This is a genomic window from Pseudomonas sp. 8O (assembly GCF_902506495.1).
Taxonomy (GTDB): domain Bacteria; phylum Pseudomonadota; class Gammaproteobacteria; order Pseudomonadales; family Pseudomonadaceae; genus Aquipseudomonas; species Aquipseudomonas chaetocerotis.
Genome location: NZ_LR733267.1, coordinates 453862 through 465502 on the forward strand (window position 1 = coordinate 453862; position 11641 = coordinate 465502).

Genomic DNA, 11641 nt, shown 5'->3' on the forward strand with positions numbered 1-11641 from the left:
ATTGACACAAGCATGACTCAGTTGTAGCCCAGACTTGTTAGGAATGTTTCCCATGATGTGCATAAGCGTAACACCCTGATCTCCATATCCTTGTTTACAACCCCCAGAAACGACAGCGCCCCGTCAAGACGGGGCGCTGTAAACGAGTACCGAGTGTTACTGCTCGGTCGGCTCGGCTGCCTGATCCTTGATGGCGATCAGTTCCAGGTCGAATACCAGTACCGAGTTGGCCGGAATCGCCGGGGACGGGCTCTGCTCGCCGTAAGCCAGCTCGCTGGGGATGTACAACTTGTACTTCTCACCGACGTGCATCAGTTGCAGGCCTTCGACCCAGCCCGGGATCACGCCGCCAACCGGCAGATCGATGGGACTGCCACGAGCGACGGAGCTGTCGAAGACGCTGCCATCGGTCAGCTTGCCTTCGTAGTGAACGGTCACCACGTCGCTTTCCTTCGGCTGCGCGCCGTCGGCCTTCTTGACCACTTCGTACTGCAGACCGGAAGCGGTGGTAACCACCCCTTCACGCTTGCCGTTCTCTTCAAGGAACTTCTTGCCGGCTTCAGCGGCTTCCTTGTTCAGCGCAGTCATGCGCTCTTCAGCACGGTTTTGCAGGAAGGAGAAGGCCTCGACCATGTCTTCGTCCTTGATGCGCGGCTCCTTCTTCGCCAGCGCGTCCTCGATACCCTGAGCGACGGCCTTGGAATCCAGGTCATCCATGCCTTCTTCGGACAGACTGCGCCCCATGTTCAGGCCAATGCCGTAGGAGGCTTTCTGCGCCGGGCTCTTGAGTTCGACTTCGCTGGTTTGCGAATCGCAACCGGCAAGCACCAGGCCCACCAGGGCAACCGCTGCCGCCAAACGATGCTGTTTCATGCTTGTTCCTTGTAGATGCGCCCGAAGGCCGTCGTGTGAAAGCGCGAGCTTAGCAGTACGCCGCAATCACTGGCTACGGCATAGGAGCCGAGCAATGCGCATAAGTTCAAGCAAACAAAGGATTTTTTCGAAGGTTTCGGCGGATGCCGAGGCATTGTCACAGGAGGGGATGAAGCGAGGATAAGAATGGCGCAGCGGACGGGACTCGAACCCGCGACCCCCGGCGTGACAGGCCGGTATTCTAACCGACTGAACTACCGCTGCGCGTAACTGCGAGATTGGTGGGTGATGACGGGATCGAACCGCCGACCCTCTGCTTGTAAGGCAGATGCTCTCCCGGCTGAGCTAATCACCCTTCACTCTCGAAGTGGGGCGCATTCTAGAGAGCGATCCTGACCTTGGCAAGCCCTCTTCGCAAAAAAATTTATCGCCGCAGCAAGAACTTAGGCGAGGCCAGCGAATTTCCTCAGTGGCTCGTTGTCAGGGTTGGCCTGAGCACGCCAGCGGAGAATAATGCGCGCTCTGTGCCGGCGGACCGGTCATGATCCTGTTGATGGCCCGCCACCTTCATCCGTCGCCGCGCGCCGGCCCTCCCGAACAGGAGAGCCCGAGGATGGCGCCAACCCGCGATCTCATCATCAATGGAGAATCACCCGCTCATGTGGTTTCGTAACCTGCTGGTCTACCGCCTCACCCAGGACATTCCTTTCGACGCTGAAGCACTGGAGACCGCACTGGCCAGCAAGCCGGCACGTCCCTGCGCCAGCCAGGAACTGACCACCTACGGCTTCAACGCGCCCTTCGGCAAGGGCGCCGATGCCCCCCTGGTGCATGTCAGCGGCGACTTCCTGCTGATCGGCGCACGCAAGGAAGAGCGCATCCTGCCAGGTTCGGTGGTGCGCGACGCGCTGAAGGAGAAGGTCGACGAAATCGAAAACACCCAGATGCGCAAGGTGTACAAGAAAGAGCGCGACCAGATCAAAGACGAAATCGTCCAGGCCTTCCTGCCGCGCGCCTTCATCCGCAAATCCGGCACCTTCGCCGCCATCGCGCCGAAACAGGGCTTGATCCTGGTCGACAGCGCCAGCGCCAAGAAGGCCGAAGACCTGCTCTCCACCCTGCGAGAAGCCATCGGCTCGCTGCCAGTGCGCCCGCTGTCGGTGAAGATCGCACCGACTGCCACCCTCACCGACTGGTTGAAGAATCAGAGCGCTGCCGAAGGCTTCTTCGTACTCGACGAGTGCGAGCTGCGCGACACCCACGAGGACGGCGGTGTGGTGCGCTGCAAGCGCCAGGACCTGACCAGCGAGGAAATCCAGCTGCACCTGTCCACCGGCAAGCAAGTCACCCAGCTGTCACTGGCCTGGCAGGACAAGCTGTCGTTCGTGCTCGACGACAAGCTGACCATCAAGCGTCTGCGTTTCGAGGACGTGCTGCAGGAGCAGGCCGAACAGGACGGCGGTGACGATGCCCTGGCTCAGCAGGACGCCAGCTTCATCCTGATGATGATGACACTGGTGGAGTTCTTGCCGGAGCTGTTCACCGCACTGGGCGGCGAAGAGATTCCGCAGGGTATCTGATGACCCCCAGGGTGGATGACGCTTTTTTTCATCCACCATTCGGACAGACGGTGGACAAGCTTCGCGTTGTCCACCCTACCCACTGGCGCCTGCCTCAGACCAGCGACTCGAGGCTCTCGGTAAAGGCACTGGCGCCCTTCTCGGCCGAACTGAAGTTGTGGCGCATGAAGGCGAACAGCTCACGCCCACAACCCATTGCCTGAGCAGGCCGCGCAGCCGGCTCGCGCGCTGCGAATTCGGCCTCGTCTACCTGCAGCAGCAATTCTCCCGTCAGACCATCGAGGCGTATCAGATCGCCATCGCACACCCGCGCCAGGGGCCCACCATCGAATGCCTCCGGGCACACATGAATGGCCGCCGGGATCTTGCCTGAGGCACCGGACATGCGCCCATCGGTTACCAGTGCCACCTTGAAACCGCGATCCTGCAGCACACCCAGATAAGGCGTCATCTTGTGCAGCTCCGGCATGCCATTGCTGCGCGGCCCCTGGAAACGCACCACAGCGACGAAATCGCGCTCCAGCTTGCCGGCCTTGAAGGCTTCGACCAGATCCAGCTGATCCTCGAACACCAGCGCCGGCGCTTGCACCACCTGATGCTCGGGCGCCACCGCAGACACCTTCATCACCCCACGCCCCAGGTTGCCCTGCATCAGGCGCAGCCCCCCTTCAGCCGAGAAAGGCCGCGCCACGGGACGCAGCACACTCTCCTCCAGGCTTTCGGTCGGACCGTCGCGCCAGACCAGCTTGCCCTCCTCGAGGAAGGGCTCGCGGGTGTAACGCGACAGCCCGCGCCCGGCCACGGTGTTGACCTCTTCATGCAACAACCCGGCGTCGAGCAGCTCGCGGATCAGGAAAGCCATGCCGCCAGCGGCCTGGAAATGATTGATGTCGGCCTTGCCATTGGGATAGACGTGCGCCAGGGTCGGCACCACCTCGGACAGGTCGGCCATGTCCTGCCAGGTCAGCAGAATGCCGGCGGCGCGGGCGATGGCCGGCATGTGCAGGGTGTGGTTGGTGGAACCGCCAGTGGCATGCAGGGCAACGATGGAGTTGACCAGGCAACGCTCGTCGACGATCTCGCCAATGGGCATGAACTGGCCACTCTGCCTGGTCAGGCGTGTTACCTGCTGCGCGGCTTCACGGGTCAGCGCATCACGCAGCGGCGTACCCGGATTGATGAAGGAAGCGCCCGGCAGGTGCAGGCCCATCACTTCCATCAGCAACTGGTTGGTATTGGCCGTGCCATAAAAGGTACAGGTGCCTGGCCCGTGGTAAGCAGCCATTTCCGCAGCCAGCAGCTCGTCACGGGTTGCCTTGCCCTCGGCGTAACGCTGGCGCACATCGGCTTTCTCCTTGTTGGATAACCCCGAGGTCATCGGCCCTGCCGGCACAAACATGGACGGCAGATGACCGAAACGCAGTGCCCCCATCACCAGCCCCGGCACGATCTTGTCGCACACGCCCAGATACAGAGCGGCGTCGAACATGTTGTGCGACAGCGCCACGGCGGTGGCCATGGCGATCACCTCGCGGCTGGCGATCCCCAGCTCCATGCCGGGCTCACCCTGCGTGACGCCATCGCACATGGCCGGCACGCCACCGGCGAACTGCCCCACCGAGCCAAGCTCGCGCAGGGCCTGCTTGATCTGTTCGGGAAAGGTTTCGTAAGGCTGATGGGCCGACAACATGTCGTTGTAAGCAGACACGATGGCCACGTTCGCCGCCTCCATCAGGCGCAGGGTCTGCTTGTCGTGACCGCTGCAGCCAGCTACACCATGAGCGAAGTTGGCGCACTGCAGCTTGCCACGTTGCGGCCCCTCGCTGGCGGCCGCACGGATCATCTCAAGGTAGCGCTGGCGCGTCGCGCGACTGCGCTCGACAAGCCGTTCGGTAACTTCAACAACGCGGGGATGCATGGGGAATCTCCAGGCTAGCTTCTAGCGTCTGTTCGTATTTACAACAAAATACTGCCACTCAGCGGGCTTGATTTCTATAGCAATGGGAATAATCTTGTAATTACAACAACAAATTGACGAGACCCTCACCATGACACTACGCATCGCCATCAATGGCTTCGGCCGTATCGGGCGCAATGTGCTACGCGCACTCTATACCCAGAATTATCGCCAGCACCTGCAGGTCGTGGCGATCAACGACCTGGGCGACAGCGCGATCAATGCCCACCTGTTGCAATATGACAGCGTCCACGGCCATTTCCCCGAGGAGGTTAAAGTCGACGGCGAAAGCCTGTGGATCAAGGGTGACCGTATCGCCGTCAGCGCCATTCGCAATCCAGCCGAACTGCCCTGGAAAACCCATCAGGTCGATGTGGTGCTCGAATGCACCGGGCTATTCACCGAACGCGACAAGGCCGCCGCGCATCTCGCAGCCGGCGCACGCAAGGTGCTGATCTCCGCACCTGCCAAGGGTGCCGACGCCACCGTGGTGTATGGCGTCAACGAACAGGTGCTGACACCTGACATGCAGATCATCTCCAACGCCTCCTGCACCACCAACTGCCTGGCGCCGGTGGCGCAGGTGCTGCATCGCGAGCTTGGCATCGAACAGGGGCTGATGACCACCATTCACGCCTACACCAATGACCAGAACCTTTCGGACGTTTACCACAGCGATTTGTATCGTGCGCGTTCGGCGACCCAGTCAATGATCCCGACCAAGACCGGCGCCGCAGAAGCGGTCGGCCTGGTGTTGCCGGAGCTGGCCGGCAAGCTCACCGGCATGGCCGTGCGGGTGCCGGTGATCAACGTGTCCCTGGTCGACCTGACCCTGCAGGTCAAGCGCGAGACCACTGCCGAGGAAGTCAACGCCCTGCTCAAGGCCGCCAGCGAGAAGTCCCCGGTGCTGGGCTACAACGCGCTGCCGCTGGTGTCCTGCGATTTCAACCACAACCCGCTGTCATCGATCTTCGACGCCAACCACACCAAGGTCAGCGGCAAGCTGCTCAAGGTAATGGCCTGGTATGACAACGAATGGGGTTTCTCCAACCGCATGCTGGACAATTGCATGGTCCTGGCCCGCCTGCATTGAACGAGGAGGCTCGATGAGCCGTATCAGTTTCACCAGCGCCCAGTTGCCGGCGCGCAAACGTATCGCCCTGGTGGCGCACGATCACTGCAAAGGCTTCCTGCTGGATTGGTGCGAACGCCAGCGCGAGCGGCTGGCCAACCATCAACTGCTGGCCACTGGCACCACCGGCCTGCTTTTGAGCAAGCGCCTGGGTTTGCCGGTAGAAAGCATGATCAGCGGCCCGCTGGGCGGTGACCAGCAGATCGGCGCGCGCATCGCCGAACAGCGCGTGGACATGCTGGTGTTCTTCTGGGACCCCTTCGAGCCACAGCCACACGACCCGGATATCAAGGCACTGCTGCGTGTGGCGGCGGTGTGGAACATCCCGGTAGCCTGTAACGAGAGCAGTGCCGACTACATGCTCAGCAGCAGCCTGCTGGAGCAGCAGCATGAGTATCGCATTCCCGATTACCAGGCCTATCTGGCGGCACGCGGATAGGGTGTCGCGGGGCCGCCTAGGTCATGCGCACCAATGCCTCCACACCAAAGCCGGTGCGCGCGGCACACCCTACGCAAAACCGCCTCCTGCGTGGCACTCGACTATTGACGCGCCACTAGAAATCCACCTTGCCCCGTCCCGCCTTGATCGTCCCGCGCTTGCTCTTGCCGTCCAGGCGGCGCTTTTTCGAACCCAGGGTCGGCTTGGTCGGGCGGCGCTTCTTTTCCACCTTGCCGGCGCTGCGAATCAACTCCGCAAGACGCTCGAGAGCGTCGGCGCGATTCTGCTCCTGGGTGCGATACTGCTGCGCCTTGATGATCACCACGCCATCAGCGGTGATACGACTATCAGCAAACGCCAGCAGGCGTTCCTTGTAGAACGGTGGCAGCGATGAAGCCTGGCTGTCGAAGCGCAGGTGCACCGCACTGGATACCTTGTTGACGTTTTGCCCGCCAGCGCCCTGGGCACGGATGGCGGTCAGCTCGATTTCTTCATCGGGAAGGTGAACACTGTTGGAGACGATCAGCATGGCCGTGATTTCTTGAAAGGCATGGGCATCAGGATACCCGCCGCAGCTGTAATCTTTGCTTGAAATTTCCCCACGGCATTCGCTCGGCACCTCGGCTAACGTAGCGGCCTGACTTTTTCCGGAAGCACTCGATGGACTCCATAACCCAGGCGGTACTCGGCGCCAGCATCCAGGGTGCCTTGCTCGGTCGCTGGCAGGGCCGCAAAGCCCTGCTCTACGGCGCCATGCTAGCCACCGTTCCCGATCTGGACGTGGTCATGGAATACGGCGATGCCGTGGCCAACATGACCTACCACCGCGGTTTCAGCCACTCGCTGTTCGTCCTCAGCGGCGTTGCCCTGCTGCTGACCTGGATGGCCAGGCGCTTTCGCCCTCACCCCGGTTATTCCGCCAATCGCCTGCTGCTGACGCTATGGCTGGTACTGATCACCCATCCGCTGCTGGACGCCTTCACCAGCTACGGCACCCAGTTGTTCTGGCCGCTGATGCCGACACCCACTGCCTGGTCCAGCCTGTTCATCATCGACCCGCTGTACACCGTGCCACTGATCGCAGCGGTGGTGATCAGCCTGTTCACCGGGCTGCGCGAACAGAGTTGGCGTGTACCGGCCGTGGCGCTGGCCGTATCGACGCTGTACATCGGCTTCAGCCTGGCCGGCAAATTCATGGCCGAGCAGCGCGTGGAGCACGAGCTGGCGCGCCAGGGCATCCAGGCCGAGCAGCTGTTCACTACACCGACGCCGCTCAATACGCTGCTGTGGCGCGTCATCGTGCTCGATGGCGAGGACTATCACGAAGCCCTGGTCGGCTGGTTCGATGACGAGGCGCCGCAACTGCAACGCCTGCCGCGTGGCACGCACTTGCGCGAGCAACTGACGGACTCGCCCATGCACCAGCGGCTGGAGTGGTTCACTGGCGGCGTACTGCGCTACGACCAGGTGGGTGAGCGTTTGATCGTCACCGATCTGCGCCTGGGCATGACCGGATTTCATCCCTTCCGCTTCGACTTCGCCCACCTGCAGGACGGCCAATGGCAGGTGCACGAGCGCATCGACCGCCTGCCCTTCGAGCGCGGCGAAGCCAAGCATCTGACTCTGCTGTTCAAGCGCATCTGGCAACCGCAAGTGGAGATTCCGCTGCTGGCCTGGGCCGGCGAGTTGCAGAAACCACTTTTAACTGAGACCCGCTCGCACTGACAGCGTTACTATCGGCGTCCCATCTTATTGAGGCAGGACGCCTGCAATGCTGTTTCGCCGCTTCGAGTCCCTGATCGACGTCTTCAAACCAAGCCCCGACGTCGCCCCGCCAACCGGCATGCTGCACTTCTACGGCCACTACCTGAAACAGGTGTGGCCGCTGATGCTGGCGGTGCTGATCATCGGCTTCTTCGCCGCACTGATCGAGGTTGCGCTGTTCAGCTTCCTCGGCCAGTTGATCGACATGGCCCAGGCCAGCACGGATGCCAGCAGCTTCTTCAGCGAGCACCAGAACGCGCTGTTGTGGATGCTGCTGGTGGCGCTGGTCATCCGCCCCGTGGTGTTCGGCCTGCACAACCTGCTTACGCACCAGGCGGTCAATCCGGGCCTGACCAACCTGATCCGCTGGCAGAACCACCGCTACGTGCTCAAGCAGAGCCTGAGCTTCTTCCAGAATGACTTCGCCGGCCGCATCGCTCAGCGCGTGATGCAGACCGGCCCCTCGCTGCGCGACTCGGCCATGCAGGTGATCGATGCGCTGTGGCATGTGGTGGTCTATGCCGGCAGCGCGCTGTACCTGTTCGCAGCCGCCGATCTGCGCCTGGTGGTGCCGCTGTCGTTATGGATAGTCGGTTACAGCGCGGCGCTGTGGTACTTCGTGCCGCGCATCAAGGCGCGCTCGGCCGCTGCCTCCTCGGCACGCTCGAAGGTCATGGGCCGCGTGGTAGATGGTTACAGCAACATCGCCACACTCAAGCTGTTCGCTCACTCGCAGGAAGAGGAAAGCTACGCCCGCGAAGCCATGCAGGATCTGCTCGAGAAATTCCGCCTACAGTCGCGCACCATCACGGCCCTGGATTTTCTCATCACCTGCCTCAACGGCGTGCTGATCGTCGGCACCGGTGCGCTGGCCCTGTGGCTTTGGAGCCAGTCGATGATCACTACCGGCGCCATTGCCCTGTCCCTCGGGCTGGTGATTCGCATCAACAACATGGCCGAATGGATCATGTGGGTGGTCAACGGCATCTTCGAGAACGTCGGCACCGTGCAGGACGGCATGCAGAGCATCGTTCAGCCACGCCAGGTGCTCGACCACGACGATGCAAAAGCGCTCCAGGTGCAGCAGGGTAGCGTGCGGTTCGAGGACATCCACTTCCACTACGGCAAGCGCGGCGGCGTGATCGCCGGCCTCAGCATCGCGATTCGCCCCGGCGAAAAGATCGGCCTGGTCGGCCCATCCGGTGCCGGCAAGTCGACCCTGGTCAACCTGCTGCTGCGCCTGTACGACCTGGAAAGCGGTCGCATCCTGATCGACGACCAGGACATCGCCACGGTGACCCAGGAAAGCCTGCGCGCCAACATCGGCGTGGTGACCCAGGACACCGCCCTGCTGCACCGTTCGATTCGCGACAACCTGCGTTACGGAAAACCTGGCGCCAGCGACGACGAGCTCTGGCAAGCAGTGCGCAAGGCACGCGCCGATGCCTTCATCCCCACGCTCGATGACAGCCAGGGCGGGCGCGGTATGGATGCGCAGGTGGGCGAACGCGGGGTCAAGCTGTCCGGTGGCCAGCGTCAGCGCATTGCCATCGCTCGCGTGCTGCTCAAGGACGCGCCGATTCTGGTGCTGGACGAAGCCACCTCGGCGCTCGACTCGGAAGTGGAAGCGGCCATTCAGGAAAGCCTGGACAGCCTGATGGAGGGCAAGACGGTGATCGCCATCGCCCATCGCCTGTCGACCATTGCGCGGATGGATCGCCTGGTGGTGATCGATCAGGGACAGGTCATCGAAACCGGCACCCACGCCGAACTGATCGCTCACGGTGGCCTGTATGCGCGCCTATGGCAGCATCAGACCGGCGGATTCGTCGGGGTGGAGTAGAGTGAGGCTTGTGTAGGAGCCGGCTTGCCGGCGATGCGATTGATACGCCCATCGCCGGCGAGCCGGCTCCTACAGAATCAAGGTCGCAGCCTTACTCTGCCGCTGGTTTCTTGCGCTTGAGCGGCGCGCTGCCATCGGCGCTGACCAGCACAGACGGTTTGCCAGCTGGACGCGGGCCGGTCTTGCGCTTGGAGGCTGTGGCTTTCTTCGGGTCTTTCTTCTCGGTCTTTTTCTTCTTGCTGCCAACGGCCTTGCCGGACGCCTTGAGGTTCTTCGGCCCCTGGTAGACGCCTTTCAGTTCCTTGATGGTACGACGCTCGAAACGCTGCTTGAGGTAGCGCTCGATGCTCGACATCAGGTTCCAGTCGGTGTGGCAGATAAGCGATACCGCCAGGCCTTCGCCCCCGGCGCGGCCGGTACGACCGATGCGGTGCACGTACTCGTCGCCAGAACGCGGCATGTCGAAGTTGATCACCAGATCCAGGCCTTCGACGTCCAGACCGCGCGCGGCCACGTCGGTGGCCACCAGGACCTTGACTGCGCCCTGGCGCAGGCGGTCGATAGCCAGCTTGCGATCCTTCTGGTCCTTCTCGCCATGCAGCACGAAAGCCTTGACCCCGGCGGTCACCAGCTTGCCGTAGAGGCGATCGGCCTGCACACGGGTATTGGTGAAGACGATGGCCTTGTCATAGGCCTCGTTGGTCAGCAACCAGTCGACCAGTTGCTCCTTGTGGTAGTTATGGTCGGCCGTGATGATCTGCTGGCGGGTACCTTCATTGAGCTGGCTGACGCTGTTGAGCATCAGGTGCTGCGGGTCCTTGAGCACCTTGGCGACCATCTCGCGCAGGCCATTGCCGCCGGTGGTGGCGGAGAACAGCAGAGTCTGATGCGGACCGCAGGCCTCGGCCAGACGCTGAGCGTCTTCGGCGAAGCCCATGTCGAGCATGCGGTCGGCCTCGTCGAACACCAGCACCTCGACTTCGTTCAGCGGCAGGTTGCCGGCGTTGGCGTGCTCGATCAGACGGCCCGGCGTGCCAATCAGAATATCGATCTTGCGCATCATCGCGGCTTGCACCTTGAAGTCCTCGCCACCGGTCACCAAGCCGGCCTTGAGGAAGGTGAACTGGGCGAAGCGTTCGACTTCCTTGAGCGTCTGCTGGGCCAGCTCACGGGTCGGTAGCAGGATCAGCGCGCGAATGCTCACGCGCTGCTGCGAGTTGCCATCACCGAGCAGGCGATTGAGCAGCGGCAGGACGAAAGCGGCGGTCTTGCCGCTGCCGGTCTGGGCGATCACCCGCAGGTCCTTGCCCTCCAGCGCAGGCGGAATCGCTGCCGCCTGCACCGGAGTCGGCTCGACGAAATTAAGCTCGGCCACGGCTTTCAGCAGGCGTTCATGCAGGGCGAATTGGGCAAACACGGGGGCACTACCTCAAAGAAATCGACAAAACGATGCATAGCCTAACGGTTTCCGCCGTCGGGGCCGAATTTCTTTGCATGAAACTCGCGTTCAGGCGACGACGGACGGTTGCCTGAAGTCGCTATCCGGCAGCAGCGGACCGGAACCGAGACCGCTCGCCAGATATCCAATCGGCATCACCGCCCGAAGAGCGCTACCCCATGCCCATCAAACCCCAGACCATTCTCAGTATCGGCCTGTGCGTCCTTTTGGCCGCATCGCCAGTGCTTGCCAACCCGCCTCACGGCAAAGGCAAACCGGGCCAGCATGATGGCGTCCAGGTCGATCTGCGCGGCCCGACCGTGGATGTTGGAAGGGTACGCATCATCCTCGGCGACAATCGTCAGTGGATCGGTCCGACCTCCTCCTTGCCACCGGGCATTGCCAAGAACCTGGCTCGCGGCAAGCCGCTGCCACCAGGTATCGCCAAGAACTTCGACAGCCGCCTGACCTCGCGCCTGCCCTATTACGAGGGCTACGAATGGAAGCAGATCGGCCGTGACGTGGTGCTGGTCGCCATCGCGACCGGGATCGTCTACGAAATTCTGCGCAACGTTCTCGACTGAGAGACTATTGCGCGGCCATCCGACAAGCGGT

10 protein-coding genes and 2 tRNA genes are annotated in these 11641 nt (G+C 62.2%); 6 read left to right on the top strand and 6 right to left on the bottom strand.

All coding sequences use genetic code 11. The features are described from left to right. Positions 1-156: 156 nt before the first annotated feature. The 3 genes from GV002_RS23395 to GV002_RS23405 form a co-directional block, all read right to left on the bottom strand. Positions 157-873, bottom strand: a complete 717-nt coding sequence (locus tag GV002_RS23395) for an FKBP-type peptidyl-prolyl cis-trans isomerase (protein WP_160020645.1) — start codon at positions 871-873, stop codon at positions 157-159. A gap of 187 nt (positions 874-1060) precedes the next feature. Continuing rightward, positions 1061-1137 (bottom strand) — tRNA-Asp (locus tag GV002_RS23400). A gap of 15 nt (positions 1138-1152) precedes the next feature. Further along, positions 1153-1228 (bottom strand) — tRNA-Val (locus GV002_RS23405). A gap of 304 nt (positions 1229-1532) precedes the next feature. Here GV002_RS23405 and rdgC point away from each other — a divergent pair. Beyond that, the gene (rdgC, locus tag GV002_RS23410; RefSeq protein WP_160020646.1) at positions 1533-2453 is read left to right on the top strand and encodes a recombination-associated protein RdgC; all 921 of its coding nucleotides are present in this window, start codon (positions 1533-1535) and stop codon (positions 2451-2453) included. A 94-nt stretch (positions 2454-2547) separates the two neighbouring features. Here the strand turns inward: rdgC and edd are convergent, their stop codons facing one another. Then, entirely contained in the window at positions 2548-4371 is a 1824-nt protein-coding gene (gene edd / locus GV002_RS23415; RefSeq protein ID WP_160020647.1) for a phosphogluconate dehydratase, read from the bottom strand. Between the two features lie 130 nt (positions 4372-4501). On the opposite strand from edd, the gene gap reads away from it, so the two are divergent. Continuing rightward, positions 4502-5503, top strand: a complete 1002-nt coding sequence (gene gap, locus GV002_RS23420) for a type I glyceraldehyde-3-phosphate dehydrogenase (RefSeq protein ID WP_160020648.1) — start codon at positions 4502-4504, stop codon at positions 5501-5503. Between the two features lie 13 nt (positions 5504-5516). Next, the gene (locus tag GV002_RS23425; RefSeq protein ID WP_160020649.1) at positions 5517-5981 is read left to right on the top strand and encodes a methylglyoxal synthase; all 465 of its coding nucleotides are present in this window, start codon (positions 5517-5519) and stop codon (positions 5979-5981) included. Between the two features lie 115 nt (positions 5982-6096). On the opposite strand, the gene arfB is transcribed toward GV002_RS23425, so the two are convergent. Next, positions 6097-6510 carry an alternative ribosome rescue aminoacyl-tRNA hydrolase ArfB gene (arfB, locus tag GV002_RS23430; protein WP_160020650.1) on the bottom strand — a complete coding sequence of 138 codons (414 nt, stop codon included), beginning with the start codon at positions 6508-6510 and terminating at the stop codon, positions 6097-6099. Positions 6511-6641: 131 nt separating this feature from the next. Here arfB and GV002_RS23435 point away from each other — a divergent pair, with 131 nt between their 5' ends. Continuing rightward, on the top strand, positions 6642-7706 hold the full coding sequence (locus GV002_RS23435; protein ID WP_160020651.1) for a metal-dependent hydrolase: 1065 nt from the start codon (positions 6642-6644) through the stop codon (positions 7704-7706). A 46-nt stretch (positions 7707-7752) separates the two neighbouring features. Further along, positions 7753-9588 carry an ABC transporter ATP-binding protein gene (locus tag GV002_RS23440; RefSeq protein ID WP_160020652.1) on the top strand — a complete coding sequence of 612 codons (1836 nt, stop codon included), beginning with the start codon at positions 7753-7755 and terminating at the stop codon, positions 9586-9588. Positions 9589-9679: 91 nt separating this feature from the next. Here GV002_RS23440 and GV002_RS23445 read toward each other — a convergent pair whose 3' ends face one another. Beyond that, positions 9680-11005, bottom strand: a complete 1326-nt coding sequence (locus GV002_RS23445) for a DEAD/DEAH box helicase (protein WP_160020653.1) — start codon at positions 11003-11005, stop codon at positions 9680-9682. A 200-nt stretch (positions 11006-11205) separates the two neighbouring features. On the opposite strand from GV002_RS23445, the gene GV002_RS23450 reads away from it, so the two are divergent. Next, the gene (locus tag GV002_RS23450; RefSeq protein ID WP_160020654.1) at positions 11206-11610 is read left to right on the top strand and encodes an anti-virulence regulator CigR family protein; all 405 of its coding nucleotides are present in this window, start codon (positions 11206-11208) and stop codon (positions 11608-11610) included. Positions 11611-11641: the final 31 nt, after the last annotated feature.